The sequence below is a fragment of the Pseudomonas sp. MUP55 genome (genome assembly GCF_034043515.1).
GTDB lineage: Bacteria > Pseudomonadota > Gammaproteobacteria > Pseudomonadales > Pseudomonadaceae > Aquipseudomonas.
Genome location: NZ_CP138214.1, coordinates 197596 through 215875 on the forward strand (window position 1 = coordinate 197596; position 18280 = coordinate 215875).

An 18280-nucleotide genomic window follows, 5' to 3' on the forward strand; every position below is an offset into this window, starting at 1 on the left:
TTACTGACGTCAAATTATTGGCTAGATTTTTTAGTTATCTTGTTTATGCCAAACTATTGACCTTATGGTCGCCATCCTAAACAATCGCCTCCGTAATGTCACATTGATATTTATGCGGCGAACCGTCCTACATGAGTGAAGCAGTTCCGCTTTTCGAACTTTCCGACGTACGGTCATAACGGTAGCCATTATCCGACGCGGCGGCGCTAATCGCTGTGATTTGAGACAAGAAAGTCCTGGGGAATTTTTAATGCGTCTGCACCTGCTCAAGGCAATACCGTTCGTCCTCGCCGCCAGTTTCGTAAACGCCCAGACATTGCCCCAAGCCATGCAGCAGGCGCTGGATGTGCACCCTGAAATTCAGGCCGGTGTGAACAGCCGTATCGCCGCCGATTACCAACTGCGTGCAGCCCAAGGCGGTTACCTGCCTCGCGTCGACCTGAATGCCGGTTATGGCCGCGAAGGCACCGACAACGCCACCACTCGCGCCAACAGTGGCGCCAGCGGCAACCACTGGGACACGCTGAACCGCGGCGAATCCAGCCTGCGTCTGCAGCAGATGATTTTTGACGGTTTCGCCACCTCCAGCGAAGTCGGGCGTCAACAAGCCAACGTCAACTCCCGTGCCTACTCCCTGCTCGGTACGTCCGAGCGCACCGCGCTGACCGTCGCCCAGGTCTACCTGGAAGTGTTGACGCGCCGCGAGTTCGTGCGCCTGGCCGAAGACAACCTGCGCAACCACGAACGCATCTACGACCAGATCAAGTTGCGCACCCAGCGCGGCGTCGGTAACGGCGCCGACCAGGACCAGGCCGAAGCGCGTCTGGCCCAGGCTCGCAACAACCTGATCACCGAGCAGACCAACCTGGCCGATGCGCAAACCAACTACCTCAGCGCCGTCGGCCAGATGCCCGACCAGCTCGAGCGCCCTGCGCCATTTATGGCCATGCTCCCGGCCGACCTGAATGAAGCGCGTCGCCAGATGCTCGACAACAGCCCGGTGCTGCGCTCGGCCGAGTCGGACATCTCCGCCGCCGAGAAGCAATACGATGCCGCCAAGTCCAGCTTCTACCCTCGCTTTGACGCTGAGCTTGGCACCAACGCCGACAACAACGTCTCAGGTGATGCCAACCACAGCAATGGCTGGGAAGCCATGGTGCGTATGCGCTTCAACCTGTTTGCCGGTGGCAGCAACAAGGCTGACCTGCAGTCGAAGTCGTACCAGGCCAACCAGGCCCTGGACATCCGCAACAACGCCTTGCGCCAGCTCAATGAAGAATTGGGCCTGGCCTGGAACGCTCTGAACAATGCCAATGCGCAGTTGCCGGTGGCCCAGCAATATGTGGACCACAGCACCCGCGTGCGCACCTCCTACCAGCAACAGTTCAGCCTGGGTCAACGTACCCTGTTGGACTTGCTCGACAGCGAGAACGAATTGTTCACCGCTTCGCGTCGCCTGGAAGAGATCAAGAACATTCAGTTATTTACTCAATACCGAATCAAGGCGACCATGGGCGAATTGCTCAAAAGCCAAGGCGTAGTCGCTCCAATGGCCTCCATCGTGCAAAACGATGTGAAGCCCAAAGTCCAGCTGCCTGGGATGAACTGAGTCACCCATAGCCCCATCTGTTAGTCGAGAGTGCACCGCGTGGAATCCGAAGTCAGTCGAGTTCATCTCAGTCACGATCCACGCACGCTGCACGACGACCCGTTACTTGACGGGTTATTGGCACTCTGCGCCCTGCATCAGAAACCGGCCAGCGCGGCCATGCTCACCACCGGCCTGCCGCTGCCGTCGCAGCGCCTGAGTGCCGAGTTGCTGTCACGTGCCGCCGCGCGTGCCGGGCTGCAAGGCCGGCTGCTGCAACGCAAGCTTGAACAGATCCCGGCCATCGCGTTGCCGGCGCTGCTGTTGCTCAAGGACGGGCGCAGTACCGTGCTGGTCGGTTGGGAAGGCGAGGATCAGGCGCGCGTGCTGCTCAGCGAAAGCGATGGCGGTGAAGTGCTGATCAAGCGCGAGCTGCTGGCCGACGACTACATCGGCAAAGTCTTCTTCGCCCAGCCGCAGCACAAATTCGACGTCAACCACGGCACCCTGATTCCTCGGGCGCGGTCCTGGTTTCGTGACACCCTCAAGCGTTCACGCTGGCTGTATACCGACGCCATCGCTGCCAGTTTCCTGATCAACATCATCGCCATGGCCGCGCCGCTGTTCGTGATGAACGTGTACGACCGCGTGGTACCGAACCAGGCCACCGCCACCCTGTGGGTGCTGGCCGTGGGTATCTGCGGCGCGTACCTGTTCGACCTGGTGCTCAAAAGCCTGCGCAGCCTGTGCCTTGACCTGGCCGGTAAAAAAACCGACCTGATCATCTCTGCCACGCTGTTCGAGCGAATCGTCGGCATGTCGATGAAGTACCGCCCGGCCCGGGTGGGCAGCTTTGCGCAGAACATCCATGAGTTTCAGAGCCTGCGCGACTTTCTCGCGTCGCTTACCCTCACCAGCCTGATCGACCTGCCGTTCACGCTGCTGATCTTTCTGGTGATCGCCATCCTCGGTGGTCATCTGGTGTGGATTCCGGTGCTGGCGTTCCCGATTGCCCTGGGCATCGGCTACGCCTTGCAGAAACCCCTGGTGGCCACCATGGAGCGCACCATGGCCCTGGCCGCCGAGCGCCAGTCCAGCCTGATCGAAACCCTCGCCGGGCTGGATGCGGTCAAGGTCAACAATGCCGAGAGTGAGCGCCAGTACGGCTGGGAGCAGACCATCGGCACCTTGAGCCGGCTCGAGCTGCGGGTGAAGTTGCTGTCGGGCCTGTCGATGAACATGACCCTGCTGATCCAGCAACTGGCCGGCGTGATCATGATCGTGTTCGGCGTGTACCAGATCATCGACGGCAACCTGAGCATGGGTGGCCTGATCGCCTGCTACATGCTCAGTGGCCGCGCATTGAGCCCGCTGGCCTCGTTGTCGGGCCTGCTCACGCGCTATCAGCAAGCCAAGGTCACCATGACCTCGGTGGACCAGATGATGGAACTGCCCCAGGAGCGCAACTTCGACGAGCGCCCCATGAGCCGCCGCACCCTGCAGGGAGCCATCGAGTGCCGGGGCCTGAACTTCACGTACCCGAATCAACAGAACGCTGCGCTGAAGAACATCAACCTGGTGATCAAGCCAGGGGAAAAAATCGGCATCATCGGCCGCAGTGGTTCGGGCAAAAGCTCCCTGGCCAAACTGATCGTCGGCCTTTACCAGCCCGACTCCGGCGCGTTGCTGGTGGACGGTGTGGACGTGCGCCAGATCGATGTCAGCGAACTGCGCCACAACATCGGCTACGTCGCCCAGGATATCCAGCTGCTGGCCGGCACCCTGCGCGACAACCTGGTCAGCGGCGCGCGCTACGTCGAGGACGAAATGGTCCTGCAAGCGGCGGAACTGGCCGGCGTGCACGAATTCGCGCGCCTGCATCCGCAAGGCTATGAGCTGCAAGTCGGCGAGCGCGGGCAGAACCTGTCCGGCGGCCAGCGCCAGAACGTTGCCCTGGCCCGTGCCTTGTTGCTCAACCCGCCCATCCTGCTGCTGGACGAACCCACCAGCGCCATGGACAACACCGGTGAAGAACGCTTGAAACAACGCCTGCAAGCCGTGGTGCAAAACAAGACGGTGGTACTGGTGACGCACCGTGCCTCGCTGCTCTCCCTGGTGGACCGCCTGCTGGTGGTCGACCGTGGGCAGATCCTCGCGGACGGCCCGAAAGCCGTGGTCATGGAAGCGTTGAAGAAGGGGCAGATCAGTGTTGCTTAAGTCCATCAAGAGCGCGGTCGGCCGCTACTTCAAAGGTTCCGACTCGCTGCAGGGCCAGCCGCTGCCCGAGGTCAACAAAGCGCTGATCGAAGATGCGCCGCGGGTCATCCGCCTGACCATCTGGGCCATCATCGCCTTCTTCCTGTTCCTGGTGACTTGGGCGGGCTTTTCCAGTATCGACGAAGTGACCCGTGGCGACGGCAAGGCGATTCCGTCGTCCAAGCTGCAGAAAATCCAGAACCTGGAAGGCGGTATCGTCGCTGAGCTGTATGTAAAAGAAGGCCAGATCGTCGAGGCCGGCGCGCCATTGATTCGCCTGGATGACACGCGGTTCGTGTCCAACGCCGGAGAAACCGAGGCCCTGCGTCTGGCCATGCAATTGCGCGTCGAGCGCCTGAGTGCGCAAGTGGATGATCGCCCGCTGAACATTCCCGACGAGGTGCTCAAGGCAGCGCCCAGCCAGGCCGCCAACGAGCGCTCCTTGTATGAAAGCCGCCGTCAGCAGTTGAAAGACGAAGTGGGCGGCTTGCAGGAGCAACTGGTGCAGCGCCAGCAGGAACTGCGCGAGTTCACCTCCAAGCAAGGCCAGTACCGCAGCCAGTTGTCCCTGCAACGCCAGGAAATCAACATGTCCGAGCCACTGGTGGCCCAGGGCGCGGTGTCGCCGGTGGAAGTGCTGCGCCTCAAGCGCGCTGAAATGGAAACCCGCGGCCAGCTGGACGCCACCACCCTGGCAATTCCCCGCGCCGAATCGGCGATCAAGGAAGTGCAGCGCAAGATCGACGAAACCCGTGGCAAATTCCGCAGCGAAGCCCTGACCCAACTCAACGAGGCCCGCACCGAGCTGAACAAGGCTGAGTCCACCGGCCGCGCCCTGGAAGACCGTGTCAGCCGTACCCTGGTCACCTCGCCGGTGCGCGGTATTGTCAAGCAGTTGCTGGTCAACACCGTCGGCGGCGTGATCCAGCCGGGCAGCGACATGGTGGAAATCGTGCCGCTGAACGACACCCTGCTGGTGGAAGCCAAGATCCGTCCGCAAGACATCGCCTTCCTGCACCCGGGGCAAGAAGCGGTGGTCAAGTTCACCGCCTATGACTACACCATCTATGGCGGCCTGAAGGCCAAGCTCGAACGCATCGGCGCCGACACCATCACCGATGAAGACAAGAAAACCACCTACTACATGATCACCCTGCGCACCGACCGCAGCCACCTGGGCACCGACGAGAAGCCCCTGCTGATCATCCCTGGCATGGTCGCCTCGGTGGACATCATCACCGGCAAGAAAAGCATCCTCAGCTACCTGCTCAAGCCGATCATCAAGGCGCGGGCTGAAGCGTTGCACGAGCGTTAATCTCGGCCGGTCTTGCAGGCCTCATCGGGGGCAAGCCCCCTCCCACATTTGAATGCGTTCACAAATCAAGTGTGGGAGGGGGCTTGCCCCCGATGAGGCCCCAAGCATCACCCCATTTCTCAAGCCCCCCACAAACCGCCATATCGATATGCCCTAACAGTATTTAAACTTCCTTTTTCACACCTATAGATTCACTCCCCTGACCGCCGGGAGTGAAACCATGTCCGCCACCGCTATTGCCCCACCAACCCCTCAAACCTTCGACATCCGCCCCTTCCCCGGCAGTGTCGGCGCCGAGATCATCGGCCTCGACTTGTCCCAGCCGGTCAACGACCAGGACTTCGCCCGCATCCATCGCGCGCACCTGGACCACCACGTCATCGTATTCCGCGACCAACGCATCACCCCCGAACAGCAGATCGCCTTCAGCCGCCGCTTTGGCGTGCTGCAAATCCACGTGCTCAAACAGTTCCTGCTGGCCAACCACCCGGAGATTTTGATCGTCTCCAACATCATCGAAAACGGCCAATCCATCGGCCTGGGCGATGCCGGCAAGTTCTGGCATTCGGACCTGTCGTACAAGGAACTGCCAAGCCTGGGTTCGATGCTGCATGCCCAGGAACTGCCATCCGAAGGTGGCGACACGCTGTTTGCCGATATGCACAAAGCCTGGGAGCAGCTGCCCGAGCACCTGCGCAAAGCCGTCGAAGGGCGCAGCGCCGCGCATTCCTACACCGCGCGTTACAGCGAAACCAAATTCGAAGGCAACTGGCGCCCCACGCTGACCCCGGAACAGCTCGCCCAAGTGGCCGAAGTGGTGCACCCCATCGTGCGCACCCACCCGGAAAACGGGCGCAAGGCGCTGTTTGTCAGCGAAGGCTTCACCACCCGCATCGTCGGCCTGCCGGAAGACGAAAGCCGCGACCTGCTGGCCCAGCTCTACGCCCACAGCGTGCTGCCGGAAAACATCTACCGCCACCCATGGCAGCCCCATGACCTGGTGTTCTGGGACAACCGCTCGCTGATCCACCTGGCCGCCGGCTGCCCAAGTCACCTGCGACGCAAGCTGTTTCGCACCACCATCCAGGGCGATGCGCCATTCTGAACCGGTAAAGCCTGCTAGCATTGCGTCCAGTTCACTCCCAATCGAACACGAGTGCTTGGTATGCAACTACCGGACATGAACCTGCTGGTCGCCCTCGACGCCTTGCTCGATGAAGGCAGCGTGGTGGGCGCCGCGCGGCGGATGAACCTGAGCCCGGCGGCCATGAGCCGCACCCTCACGCGGATCCGCGAGGCGGTGGGCGATCCGATCCTGGTGCGTGCGGGTCGCGGTCTGGTGCCGACACCCAAGGCACTGGAGCTGCAAGGCCAGGTGCGCAACGTGGTGGAGCAGGCCGCGTTGTTGTTTCGCTCGGCCGACCAGGTCGATTTGAGCACCCTGCGCCGCCGCTTCAGCGTGCGCGCCAATGACTTCTTCATCGGCGTGTATGGCGGGCGACTGTTCGACACCATGCAACGTGTAGCGCCGCTGTGCGAACTGCGCTTCGTGCCCGAAGGCGACACCGACGACGAAGCGCTGCGCGAAGGGCGGTTGGACCTGCGGGTGAGCAATACCCTGCCGGCCGGCCCTGAAGTGAAAGTGCAAAACCTGTTCTCGACCACATTCGTTGGCCTGGCCCGGGAGGATCACCCGCTGTTCGATGAAGAGATCACCGCCGCACGCTTTGCCAGCTATTCTCACATCAGCATCTCGCGGCGCGGCATTGCTCGCGGCCCCATCGACACCGCCCTGAACGCCCAGGGCCTGGAGCGCCATGTGGCAATGATCGCCCCCGGTTTTCACGGCGCGATGTTCATGCTGCCCGATTCCGACCTGCTGCTGCCGGTGCCCAAGGAAGCCCTCCTGAGCGCCCGGCGCCTGAAACTGCCGCTGCGCGCCTTCGCCTTGCCGATTTCCCTGCCCACTCTGGTGTTGGCGCAATCCTGGCACCCGCGCTTCGATAAAGACCCTGCCCACAAATGGCTGCGCGAAACCATGCGCGAAAGCTGCCACGCCACCTGGCTCGAAGCCCAGCCCAGCGGATAGCTCAAGCCGAGCACGATCAAAATGTGGGAGGGGGCTTGCCCCCGATAGCGGTGTTTCAGTTTCACATCAGGTGCCTGTCAGACCGCAATCGGGGGCAAGCCCCCTCCCACATTAAAAACCCATGCAGTACTGGATGAATTGCGCCTGACGCACTTATAACCTGCCAACAAGTAACTTTTTGTCATGCCAGAGCCTGATTAAACTGCTCGGGTATTCCCATTCCGAGTTACCTGTCCATGACGTCCCTCGCTGCCCCTGCCCTCGAGGCCGCAGCCAAGCCCACTGCGCTCAGCCCACCGGTGTTCGGCCCGCGCATCATCATCGGTCTGGTCGGCGTGTTGCTGGCGGTGCTGGTGTCCGGTCTCAACGAGATGGTCACCAAGGTCGCCCTCGCCGATATCCGTGGTGCGCTGTACATCGGTTTTGATGAAGGCACCTGGCTGGTCGCGGCCTACACCGCCACTTCCGTCGCTGCGATGGCGTTCGCGCCGTGGTGCGCGGTCACGCTGTCGCTGCGGCGCTTCACCCTGGGCGCGATTGGCCTGTTCACGCTGCTCGGGATCCTGTGCCCGTTCGCCCCGAACTACGAAAGCCTGCTGTTGCTGCGCACCGTGCAAGGCCTGGCCGGCGGCGCGTTGCCGCCAATGCTGATGACCGTGGCGCTGCGTTTCCTGCCGGCCAACGTCAAGTTGTACGGCCTTGCCGGTTACGCACTCACGGCCACCTTCGGCCCGAGCCTGGGCACGCCGCTGGCGGCGCTTTGGACCGAATACGTCGGCTGGCAATGGGCGTTCTGGCAGATCGTCGGGCCATGTCTGGTGGCGATGGCTGCCGTCGCCTACGGCTTGCCGCAGGATCCGCTGCGCCTGGAACGCTTCAAGCAGTTCAACTGGCGTGGCCTGCTGCTGGGCTTCCCGGCGATCTGCATGCTGGTGATCGGTTTGCTGCAAGGCAATCGTCTGGACTGGTTCGAGTCGGGTCTAATCACCTTTCTGCTCAGCGGCGGCACGGTGTTGATGGTGCTGTTCATGCTTAACGAATGGTCGCAGCCGCTGCCGTTCTTCAAGCTGCAGATGCTCGGCCTGCGCAACCTGGCGTTCGCGTTGATCGTGCTGGCCGGCGTGCTGATGGTGCTGACCTCGGTGATCATCATTCCCTCGAGTTTTCTTACTCAGGTCCAGGGCTACCGGCCGCTGCAAACCGCGCCGGTGATGCTGCTGATGGCGCTGCCGCAGTTGATCGCGCTGCCGTTGGTGGCGGCGCTGTGCAATCTGCGCTGGGTCGATTGCCGCTGGGTGCTGGGCGTTGGCCTGGGCATGCTGGTGGTGTGCTGTCTCGGCAGTTCGCACCTGACCTCGGCATGGATTCGCGATGATTTTTACGGTTGGTACCTGCTGCAGATCTTCGGTCAGCCGATGGCCGTTCTGCCGCTGCTGATGCTGTCCACCGGCAGCATTCAGCCCATCGAAGGGCCGTTCGCCTCGGCGTGGTTCAACACCGTCAAGGGCTTGTCCGCCGTGATCGCCACCGCGGTGCTGGACACGCTGACCACCCAGCGCGGGCATTACCACTCGACCATGCTGGTGGACCGCCTGGGCAACTCGCCGCTCGCCGACGCTGACGCGCCAGGCCTGGCGCACCGCCTGCACGAGCAGGTCGTGGTGCTCACGTCTTCGGACCTGTACGTCGTCATGGCGGGCGTCGCGGTGGCGTTGATCCTGCTGATTTTCTGGATGCCCACGCGGATTTTTCCGCCTCGCGCACCGACCTGACCCCAAGGACTTCTCATGAAACGCAAAGACAAAATTGCCGTCTCCGTCATCGCTGTATTTGCCGTGGGCGTGCTGGTGTACCTGGTTGCGCCGGGCATCTTCGGCAGCCGGCGCCAGACCACCAACGACGCCTTCGTCGCCGCCGATTTCACCCTGGTCGCCCCTCGTGTCGCGGGCTTCATCAAGGAAGTGCGGGTGGAAGACAACCAGCGCGTCAAGGCCGGCCAGTTACTGGCGCTGATCGACGATCGCGATTTTCGCGCCGCCGCCCAGGCCGCTGACGCCGACACCCTGGTCGCCCAGGCCCAGCTGAAAAACGCCACCGCGACCCTGGAGCGCCAAAGCTCGGTGATCGCCCAGGCCCAGGCCACCGTGGCGGCGGATCGCGCCGAAGTGGCGTTTGCCGAACACGAACTGAACCGCTACAACCACCTCGCCGGCGTCGGCGCGGGCACTGTGCAGAACGCCCAACAAGCCAAGACCCGTATCGACCAGGCCACCGCGCGCCTGGCCAAATCCACGGCGGTGCTGGCAGCCGAACGCAAGCAAGTGGAAATCCTCACGGCCCAGCGTGACGCCGCTGAAGGGGGTCTCAAGCGCGCCCAAGCTGCGCTGGAAATGGCCAGTTATCAGCTGTCCTACACACGCATCGTCGCGCCGGTGGACGGCATGGTCGGTGAGCGTGCCGTGCGGGTTGGCGCCTATGTCACGCCGGGCAGCAAGATCCTCGCCGTGGTGCCGCTGGCCGAAGCCTATGTGGTGGCCAACTTCCAGGAGACGCAACTGTCCCACATGCAGGCCGGCCAAGCCGTGCAGGTGCGGGTCGACAGCCTCGATGGCGAGGTGCTTAACGGCCATCTGGAAAGTCTGGCGCCGGCCACCGGAGTGACCTTTGCCTCGGTCAAGCCGGACAACGCCACCGGCAACTTCACCAAGGTGGTGCAGCGTATACCGGTGAAGATTGTGCTTGAGCCGAACCAGCCGCTCACCGAACGCCTGCGGGTCGGTATGTCGGTAGAAGCCAGCGTCGACACCCACGCAGCGCAACAAACTGAGGTGGCCCAACAATGAGACACCTCGCCTGGCTCACCCTGAGCCTGATCAGCTTGAGCGCCTGCACCGTCGGCCCGGATTTTCCACGACCACAAGGCCCCCATGTGGCCCAATGGAGTGAGCCGCAGGGGCGTCAGGCGGCCAGCCGGGCCAACAGCGACCCGTTGCAGGAGCGCTGGTGGGACGTGTTCCACGACGAGCAGTTGTCGGCCCTCACACGCCGTGCTCTGAGCGATAACCTCGACCTGAAACTGGCCAGCAGCCGCCTGCAACAAAGCCGTGCCGTACGCCAGGTGACCACCGCCGAGCGCTATCCCAGCCTCGATGCCGGCGGCGCCTACCAGCGTAAGCGCAACAGTGGCAAAGGCTTGAGCGACCCCTCCGGCGAGAACGGCCGCGCAGCGTTCAACCAATGGGACATGGGCTTTTCCGCCGCCTGGGAGCTGGATTTCTGGGGCCGGGTCAAGCGCGAGACCGAAGCCGCCGACGCCACCCTGGAAGTCGCGGAGAACGACCGCCGCGCCGTGTTGCTGTCGGTGCTGGCCGAGACCGCCCAGGATTACATCCAACTGCGTGGCGTACAGAACACCCGCGCCGTCACCGAGCAAAACCTCGATGTGGCCCGCCACAGCCTCAAGCTCTCGCAGCTGCGCCTGGCCGACGGCGTGGCGACGGACCTGGACGTGGCCGAAGCCGCCGCCCAGGTCGCCGCCATTGAGGCGCGCCTGCCGGACTTGCAGCAGCGCCAGGACCAGTTGATCAACGCCCTCAGCCTGTTGATGGGCGAGCCACCGCAGGCCCTGCACGCGCAACTGTCCAAGGACGCCGCCGTGCCGCAGACCCAGCGCCAGGTCGCTATCGGTCTGCCGTCGGAGCTGGCCGAGCGCCGCCCGGACATCCGCCAGGCCGAAGCCCGCCTGCACGCCGCCACCGCCAGCATCGGCGTGGCCAAGGGTGATTTCTACCCACGCATTACCCTGTCCGGCAGCCTCGGCTCCCAGGCCATGCAACTCTCGGATTTCGGCTCCTGGGGCTCGCGCGCCTTGGCCTTCGGCCCGCAATTGAGCCTGCCGCTGTTCAACGGCGGGCGCCTGCAAGGCATGGTGGATCTGCGCGAAGCCCAGCAGCAGGAAGCGGCGCTGGCCTACCAGCAAACCGTGCTGCGTGCCTGGCATGAAATCGACGATCAGTTGACCCGCTACAACGCCAGCCAACTGCGCCGCGACAGCCTCGCCGAAGCCGTGCGCCAGAACCAGATCGCCCTGACCACCGCGCAGCACCAGTACGTCGAAGGCGTGGCGGATTTCGTCAACGTGCTTACCGTACAAAGTGCGCTGCTGGCGACCCAGGAGCAGTGGGTGGAAAGTTCTACGGGAGTGTCGTTGGCGATGGTGGGCTTGTACAAAGCCTTGGGTGGTGGCTGGGAGTCGGTGTACCCGCTGGCGCGTTCAGATGCGCAATAGGACGGACGTGACGTCGTCTTCGGCTGCGCACCCAGGTCATGCGATCAGCTGCGTTTCAAACCGGGTGCATACCGTGGAAAGCATGCTGGCATCGGCACCGCTGCAGCCTGCCGCCTCAAAAAAACCGGAGGCTTTTCGCACGACGGCATAGACGTCAGTGACGATGGATCGTGCTTCATCCATCCCCAACCCAAAACGCTCGGGTGTACTCAGCAAATTGCTGATAGACGATACCCTTCCCTCATTCCCGATGATGAGCGCCTGCAAGCCTAGCTGCGTGGGGTGGGGCAGCACGTCGAATACTGGCGCAAGCGAGTAGCCCGACGAGCGGGTCAAAAGCAGTCCGGTTTGTTTCAGGTGGTCGTCGCTATTGCCGATGAGCACATTGAACGCCATACGCCGGTAGAGCTCACGCATGTCGCGCGTTGCGTCGTCGCTGACCTTCTTCAAAACGTCTGCGATTCTGGAGTAGGAAACGTCACTATCAACCGCGCCAACGCGCATTCTCGGCTTCTCGGCGCTTACCAAAGAGTTGCAACTGACATAGTGCTCGCGGCCGGCCCCTTCATGCCGATCAAAACGCTCGACCATCAAAACCGCTTTGCCTGCGACCTCTACCAACTTGTGTCCCGCTGCTGGCAGGCCCGCAGCTTGCGCCATTTGCAGGCTGGCAAATTCAGCACGTGGCTGGTCGAAAACATCATCGCTGCGGCCGAACTTGGCAATCCATTCCTTACCTTCATGAAGCACGGTGACCTTCGGTCTGGCGCCGCCCATGGAGCTTCCAAACTCGAATAGCCGGGCGATTTCCAAAGGCAGGTCTACATCACCTTTATCGACTTGATCGAGGCCCACCATGATTTTTTCAAGATCTTCGAATTGCGGAGGTTGGTGCAGGCTTGGCAACAGATGTCGTGAAGCGCTGAACAACAGGCAACCAACCCCTGCACCTCGCGAGGCAAGCAGCCATTCGATGTCGTTCTGTGGATGCTGTTTGTGCGTAGCCAGCAGAACACGCCGACCCCAATTGTCAGGAGTGGCGTCGTCCAGCGCTCCAAACATGCGAGTGGAGGAATACTGGTTGTGGGTCAGCGGCAGATTCAGCGGGTCAATCGCAAAGGCGTTGGGTCTCGCGAGCCAGCTATTGGCGTAGCGAAAAATGAACCCACCCCCGTGCATGGCCACTTCACCGACAGGGACCGGATCACCGATTGAGTGAGCCGAAAAAACAAATGCATTACCAATCGGCTTCCAGGACATGAGGGTCTCCTTCTGTGCGAATTCGGTCAGGCTCACGGGCGAGGCTCAGGGTAATCCCCACCTGGTCAAGGTCTGGCGATGCGATACTCGCCATCCCTTCCTCCAGGTCCATTGCGCTGAGCACATTCATCAGTACACCGAGGGATACGCCGGCTTCGCCCTGTCTCAGCCGCTGATACGTCTGCCGGGTGATGCCCGCGCGACTGCATATGGTGGAAATCTTCAGCCGACGACGTATACGGGCTATTTCGATACCGTTTCCGATGCCTTTTATCAACTCATCGCTTCGCTCTGAGATGTACCCTTTGTGAGGGTTCGGCTTGCCCGTCGTTTGCATGATATATCACCCTTTAATTCGCTAAAGGTAACTTATATCATTCATATTGTTTAATCCAGTTTGAGAAATATCCAGCTCAATGCGAATGCCAGTCCCTGTAGGAGCGAGCTTGCTCGCGAAAGCCTTCCAGACAACACATTCATTCTGGATAAACGCGCAGGCCCTGATTTTTTCGCGAGCAAGCTCGCTCCTACAGAGAAGCATTCGGCTCAATGCGATCTAAGGATTCTGCAAAAACACCACATACCCCCGAAACCACTCATTCCCCTGCAAATACCCCGGCGCTTGCCACTCCCCGCCCTGAATCAGGCCAACCTTGAACGGCACGCCCAGCCGGTTCATCCGGGGCAGATACGCGGCGTAGTCGGGAATGCTGTGGCGCCCTTGATAGGTCTGCACCACCACTTCATCCACCACGCCTTTGAGTTGGGCGATGGCGGCGGGGTCGGCGTTGCTGCTCCAGTCCATCAGGCCGGTGATGCTCAAGCGCAGGTCAGCCGGCAGGCGGTGGCGCAGATCGCGCAGGAAGGCGGCGTATTCGTGCAGGTATTGGGTGCGGGCGTCGAAGTCGATCTGGATGCCGACCACCGGGTTGCCCGCCTCACGCCAGCGTTGTACCTGGCCGAGCAGTTGGGTGTAGACCTGTTCCGGCCATCGCAGGGTGTGGGCGCGGTACACCACCCAGACGTCGCCCTGGGTGATACGCGGCACGCTCATGCCCTGGGCGATCAGGCGCACACCGCGTTGCGGTGCGCGGCGGGTGGAGTTGATCTGGCCCTGGAGGATATATAAGGTCTTGGCCTGCTTGATCACCGGCTGGGGCGCAACGCCGCTCCACAGCCAGAAGGCGTCGTAGTCGCGGGCGTCAACGGCGCCAAAGGCTGGGCTTGCCAGCAACAGCAGGCCCAGCCACAGGGTTTTCACCAGTAGTACTGCAGCGACTTGCCCCACTGGCTATCGGCGAAACCGGTCTTGAGCTGACGGAACCAGCCCTTGCGCACGGCGGGCGTCACGTCTTCGCCGCCGCAGCTGTTGTAGCCGGCCGGCGCGTAGCAATTGATCGCACGGAACAGTGCGTAAGCCTTGTCGGTTTTCGCGGCCTTGGGGTTGGCGATCACCTGCTTGTAACCCTCCAGGCGCGAGAAGGTTTCACCTTTGAACTCCGAAGCGGTGCCGCCAAGGCTGCCGGTGGCGCGGGCTTGCTCCAGCGGCATGCCGTCCAGGCCATTGCGCAGGATGAATTCACCCAGGCAGTTGAGGGCTTGCGGGTTTTTCGCCTCGCTCTGCAAGGCGGCAGCGGTTTGCGCGATGCTGGGGCAGGCGTAGCCGGATTCGGCTTTATCACCGTTCCACTGGAACAGCGTCAGGCTTTGCCCGCTGCTGTAGGTGTAACCCAGGCTGGTGCCAAGTTTGTCTTCAGACAGCGAGGCTTGCTTGAGATCGTCGGCGAACGTGGCGAACTGGCCGTGCAGCAGGTCCTTGTAGAGCAGCACGAATTGCGCGGTCTGGCGTTCAGCCGGGTCGCTGGCCTTGGCGATCTGCTGGCGCAGCAGGTCGGGCCCGGCGACGTTGCGCAGCAGGATGTAGCGCACCTGCCTGGCACTGATCGGCGAGTCGGCGGCGAACACCTTGGCCAGCTGGCCGCTGCGCTCGTAGTTCATCGCCAGCGCCAGCTCCAGTTGGTCGCGTTGCAACGGTTGCTTGGCCAGCGGCAGCAGTTGCAGCCACAGCGCTTCGGCGCCTTTCCAGTCTTGCTTGGCTTCCATGGCCAGGGCGCGCATCGTCTGCTGGCTGAAGGCAAAGTAATCCAGGTTCGACGGCACGTCCGCCGGCAGGTGCTTGAGCGCCGCGTCGGGTTTATGCTCCACGTACAGCGCATACGCCGCTTGCAGGTAGTCGAACAGGGCCGGCTCGTTGGCAAAGGTGCTCTTTTGTTTATCGAGGTCTTCGCGGCTCAACAGCGGCGGGGTGTGAGCGCGCATGGCCATCAGGTCGTTGACCAGTTGCAGCATCGGGCTGTTCGCCGCCGGGTTGCGGGCCATCAGCAATTTGAGGTCGGCTTCTTCCACCAACGCGTCCAGGCTGACATTGCGCTGGGCCTCGGTGGCCTCGGTGAACTGCCAGGTGAAGTCTTCGGCGAGTTTGGTCTGGTCGTTCGCCAGCCAATGCACGCGGCGCAGCAGGCCACGGGCGGACGCCACGTAAGCGCCTTGTGGGTAAGTTTTCAGGTAACCGAGAAAGCCTTCTTCGGCGTCGCTCAACGCGGACTTATCCACCTGCTCGCGCTGGGGCATGCCGTATTCGTCGAACGCTTCGGCCTGGGCTTGGTTCAGTGAGGTGCGCGCGGTCATGTACAGCGCAGTTTCCTTCAGCCAGGGCACATCGCTGGTGGAGGCGGCGGCGAAACCGCGTTCGGCGTTACCGAAGCGACCGCCGTAGAAATCAGCGGCGGCCTGCAGATACGTGCGAAACAGCTGGGCATTGGCCGACGGGGTCAACTGCGCGTCCACCACCTGCGCGTCGCCGTCACAGGTGGTCAGCAGCTGTAAACGGGCTCTGACCAGCACGTCGCGCTCGGCGGGCGGCATGTCGGCTTTGATCACCTGGCTGATAAACGCTGTGGCGCTGTCGTCATCATTGCTGCGGCAGCGGCTGCCTTCGCCACTGAGGAAAGCCTGGCCTGCGGTGGTGTAGTCCTCACGCTTGATGCCCAGCGGCTGAAGCAGGGTGTCGAGTTCGGCGGTACGGGAATCGTCGGCTTGGTTATCCGGTTCATCCTCGCCGGCCGGAATCGGCACCAGGCGGTACACCGGGAACGGCACCGGGCCGAAACCCTGGGCCAGGTCGTCTTCGCCCAAGGCATTGGGCGCCAGTGGCGCGGTTTTCTTGTCGGCCAGCAACAGGCGCAGGTTGACCCGGCTGTCGTTGCCTGGGCTGAGGAAGGGCTGGTTGCTGCAGGGTTCGAGACTGTCACGCGACACCCGCCAATCGGGGTAGCACGAGTCGTCGGAACTGGCCTGGGCTGCCAGGGGAATACCGGCCAGCAGGGCCAGAGCCAGAGGTGACAGCAAACCGATGCGCATAACGTTTCCTTGATCCTGGGTCCTTGGAGGACGGCAATCATAGCCTGATCCGACAAGCGCTTCGGTGAAGGCCTACGCAAATTGCTGATTTGTCCGATTCCAGCAGCCAATCCAGGGCTTTTGGCCTAGAGTGGCGCTGGTGTGCGTAGGCAATCAGAGCAATGCCAGGGGAATTGAGGTGCGTCGGTCTGTGGTAGAGCAAAACGAAAATATCCGGGCCGTGCCTGCTTTGAATCGCCTGACCTGGGACGGTGCGGGTTGGCTCAGCCGCCTTTGGTGGGTGCCGATCCTGGCACTGGCTGTTGCCCTGCGGTTTTACCACCTGACCTCGGCGGCCATCTGGGGTGACGAAGGCTCAAGCCTGTTGCTCAGCGAATATGCGGCGACTGACCTGTGGTTTCACGCCGCCCACGATGTGCACCCGCCGCTGTATTTTCTGCTGCTGCGCGGCTGGATCGAGGTGTTTGGCGACAGCATCGGGTCGATCAGAAGCATGAGCGCGATCCCCGGTGCCGTTGTGGTGGGCCTGGGTATCTGGCTGACGCAGCAACTGTCTACCCGTCGCGCCGCAGTGCTGGCCGGCCTCCTGCTGGCGCTGCTGCCCACCGCGGTGCGCTACAGCCAGGAAGTGCGCATGTATTCGCTGCTCGGCGTCTGGCTGCTGGGCGCTACGCTGGCGCTGGTGTACTGGATGCGCCAGCCCGAACGCACGCGTTATCTGGCCGCTTATGTGGTGCTGATGAGCGCAGGTTTCTACACCCATTACTTCACCGCGCTGTGCGTGCTGGTGCATTGGGCGTACCTGGGGTTGCAGCCGCCTGGCCAACGTTTGATTACGCGTAAGGTATGGTGGCTGGCCAACGTCACGATTGTGCTGTTGTACCTGCCCTGGCTACCCAACCTTTTGAACCTGGTGCAGCACGTCGACCAGCTCAAGGTGGGCGGCGACATTGGCTGGGAAGAGCCGGTCAATCTGCTGTCCCTGCCGTCGATGATCTGGCAGTTCCTGTTGCAGGATGAAGCGGTTGAAGTCTGGCCGCCGCTGTTCTGGCTCTTTCCGCTGCTGTTGGTTGCGGTGGTTGTGATGACGGCCTGGCACTTTCGGCCGGCGCGCCTGCTGGCGCTGTTTTTCCTGTTGCCGCTGCTGCTGGTGTATGGGGTTTCGTTTATATCGCCGGTGTTTATCGAGCGTTATCTCACGGTGTACGCCTTGGGCTTGCCGATCCTCATCGCGCTTGCCATCGACCGCCTGCCGTCACGCCTGGCATGGCTGGGTGCGGCACTGTTTGTGCTGGTTGCCGGCGTGGAGTTGCTGGGGTTGAAGAATACGTTCACGGTGGATGAACAGGACCAGTTCAACGTGCCGGTGGAGTTCATCAATCGCAATTACCAGGAAGACGATCGCATCGTGCTCAGCGACATGCTGTGGTACCTGAGCTACGTGTATTACGACCAGACCGATGCGCAGTTGCAGCTGTTCACACCGCCCAAGCCCGACGGAACCTCGACCCGGCCGAATGCCTATGGTTTCGGCACCCTGGTGGACCAGGACGGCGGGCGCATCTACCTTGATCATTTGTCGGCACTGCCCGCCGACACGCGCCGGGTGTGGCTGGTGAGCAGCAACGAAGCGCCCGATGAATTCGCGCCGCTGCCAGACGGCTGGCGCGAACTCAGCCGCCAGGAGGGCGGCGGGGCGAGGGCAAGGTTGTTCGTGCTGTGCAACGCACCCGCGCCGCAACCTGAAGGCTGCCGCTAGACTTTCCCCAACCTGCTTATGAGGAGTCCACCATGGAATCGCCTGTACACAGCCTGCCAGCCTTGTTCAAACAGCTGGGCCTGCCGGATGACCCGGTCAGTATCGAGCAATTTGTGGCGGTTCATTCACCGCTCAAGCCCGAGTTGAAACTGGCGGATGCGTTTTTCTGGAGCGACAGCCAGAAGGCGTTTTTGCGCGAGGAAATTCTGGAGGATGCGGATTGGGCGGTGGTGGTGGATGAGTTGAATGTGATGTTGCGAGGCGGGCGAGGGGGTTAAAAGATGACCGTCCCCCGCTATGTGGGA

14 protein-coding genes are annotated in these 18280 nt (G+C 62.2%); 10 read left to right on the top strand and 4 right to left on the bottom strand.

Translation table 11 applies throughout. The features are described from left to right. Window positions 1-250: 250 nt before the first annotated feature. From SC318_RS00805 to SC318_RS00840, 8 genes are all read left to right on the top strand, one after another. Window positions 251-1609, top strand: coding sequence for a TolC family outer membrane protein (locus SC318_RS00805; protein WP_320429260.1), 1359 nt, complete (start codon window positions 251-253; stop codon window positions 1607-1609). A 39-nt stretch (window positions 1610-1648) separates the two neighbouring features. Beyond that, a complete protein-coding gene (locus SC318_RS00810; protein ID WP_320429261.1) occupies window positions 1649-3805 on the top strand; it encodes a type I secretion system permease/ATPase in 2157 nt (718 codons plus the stop codon). After that, window positions 3795-5159, top strand: a complete 1365-nt coding sequence (locus SC318_RS00815) for an HlyD family type I secretion periplasmic adaptor subunit (RefSeq protein WP_320429262.1) — start codon at window positions 3795-3797, stop codon at window positions 5157-5159. The genes SC318_RS00810 and SC318_RS00815 overlap by 11 nt, the downstream gene beginning before the upstream one ends. Window positions 5160-5379: 220 nt before the next feature. Then, window positions 5380-6264, top strand: coding sequence for a TauD/TfdA dioxygenase family protein (locus tag SC318_RS00820; RefSeq protein WP_320429263.1), 885 nt, complete (start codon window positions 5380-5382; stop codon window positions 6262-6264). A gap of 60 nt (window positions 6265-6324) precedes the next feature. Next, the gene (locus SC318_RS00825) at window positions 6325-7248 is read left to right on the top strand and encodes a LysR family transcriptional regulator (RefSeq protein ID WP_320429264.1); all 924 of its coding nucleotides are present in this window, start codon (window positions 6325-6327) and stop codon (window positions 7246-7248) included. A 236-nt stretch (window positions 7249-7484) separates the two neighbouring features. Beyond that, window positions 7485-9020, top strand: coding sequence for an MFS transporter (locus SC318_RS00830; protein ID WP_320429265.1), 1536 nt, complete (start codon window positions 7485-7487; stop codon window positions 9018-9020). Between the two features lie 15 nt (window positions 9021-9035). Continuing rightward, a complete protein-coding gene (locus SC318_RS00835; RefSeq protein ID WP_320429266.1) occupies window positions 9036-10091 on the top strand; it encodes an HlyD family secretion protein in 1056 nt (351 codons plus the stop codon). After that, window positions 10088-11536 carry an efflux transporter outer membrane subunit gene (locus SC318_RS00840; protein WP_320429267.1) on the top strand — a complete coding sequence of 483 codons (1449 nt, stop codon included), beginning with the start codon at window positions 10088-10090 and terminating at the stop codon, window positions 11534-11536. Before SC318_RS00835 ends, SC318_RS00840 begins: the two co-directional genes overlap by 4 nt. A 36-nt stretch (window positions 11537-11572) precedes the next feature. Here SC318_RS00840 and SC318_RS00845 read toward each other — a convergent pair whose 3' ends face one another. From SC318_RS00845 to SC318_RS00860, 4 genes are all read right to left on the bottom strand, one after another. Then, on the bottom strand, window positions 11573-12796 hold the full coding sequence (locus SC318_RS00845; RefSeq protein WP_320429268.1) for a type II toxin-antitoxin system HipA family toxin: 1224 nt from the start codon (window positions 12794-12796) through the stop codon (window positions 11573-11575). Continuing rightward, entirely contained in the window at window positions 12774-13133 is a 360-nt protein-coding gene (locus tag SC318_RS00850; protein ID WP_320429269.1) for a helix-turn-helix domain-containing protein, read from the bottom strand. Before SC318_RS00850 ends, SC318_RS00845 begins: the two co-directional genes overlap by 23 nt. Before the next feature lie 219 nt (window positions 13134-13352). Beyond that, window positions 13353-14057 (bottom strand): DUF3142 domain-containing protein, encoded by a 705-nt coding sequence (locus SC318_RS00855; protein WP_320429270.1) that lies wholly within the window; start codon window positions 14055-14057, stop codon window positions 13353-13355. Continuing rightward, window positions 14054-16216: a PA5441 family protein gene (locus SC318_RS00860; RefSeq protein ID WP_320429271.1), complete on the bottom strand. Its 2163-nt coding sequence runs from the start codon at window positions 16214-16216 to the stop codon at window positions 14054-14056. The genes SC318_RS00855 and SC318_RS00860 overlap by 4 nt, the downstream gene beginning before the upstream one ends. A gap of 178 nt (window positions 16217-16394) precedes the next feature. On the opposite strand from SC318_RS00860, the gene SC318_RS00865 reads away from it, so the two are divergent. Both SC318_RS00865 and SC318_RS00870 read left to right on the top strand, forming a co-directional pair. Beyond that, a complete protein-coding gene (locus SC318_RS00865; RefSeq protein WP_320429272.1) occupies window positions 16395-17975 on the top strand; it encodes a glycosyltransferase family 39 protein in 1581 nt (526 codons plus the stop codon). Between the two features lie 32 nt (window positions 17976-18007). Then, on the top strand, window positions 18008-18253 hold the full coding sequence (locus SC318_RS00870; RefSeq protein ID WP_320429273.1) for a DUF2789 domain-containing protein: 246 nt from the start codon (window positions 18008-18010) through the stop codon (window positions 18251-18253). Window positions 18254-18280: the final 27 nt, after the last annotated feature.

Excerpts from the sequence above, each read along its gene's own strand:
- SC318_RS00805 (WP_320429260.1), top strand. The coding sequence starts at position 251 with ATGCGTCTGCACCTGCTCAAGGCAATACCGTTCGTCCTCGCCGCCAGT.
- SC318_RS00820 (WP_320429263.1), top strand. The coding sequence starts at position 5,380 with ATGTCCGCCACCGCTATTGCCCCACCAACCCCTCAAACCTTCGACATC.
- SC318_RS00825 (WP_320429264.1), top strand. The coding sequence starts at position 6,325 with ATGCAACTACCGGACATGAACCTGCTGGTCGCCCTCGACGCCTTGCTC.
- SC318_RS00830 (WP_320429265.1), top strand. The coding sequence starts at position 7,485 with ATGACGTCCCTCGCTGCCCCTGCCCTCGAGGCCGCAGCCAAGCCCACT.
- SC318_RS00835 (WP_320429266.1), top strand. The coding sequence starts at position 9,036 with ATGAAACGCAAAGACAAAATTGCCGTCTCCGTCATCGCTGTATTTGCC.
- SC318_RS00840 (WP_320429267.1), top strand. The coding sequence starts at position 10,088 with ATGAGACACCTCGCCTGGCTCACCCTGAGCCTGATCAGCTTGAGCGCC.
- SC318_RS00845 (WP_320429268.1), bottom strand. The coding sequence starts at position 12,796 with ATGTCCTGGAAGCCGATTGGTAATGCATTTGTTTTTTCGGCTCACTCA.
- SC318_RS00850 (WP_320429269.1), bottom strand. The coding sequence starts at position 13,133 with ATGCAAACGACGGGCAAGCCGAACCCTCACAAAGGGTACATCTCAGAG.
- SC318_RS00860 (WP_320429271.1), bottom strand. The coding sequence starts at position 16,216 with ATGCGCATCGGTTTGCTGTCACCTCTGGCTCTGGCCCTGCTGGCCGGT.
- SC318_RS00870 (WP_320429273.1), top strand. The coding sequence starts at position 18,008 with ATGGAATCGCCTGTACACAGCCTGCCAGCCTTGTTCAAACAGCTGGGC.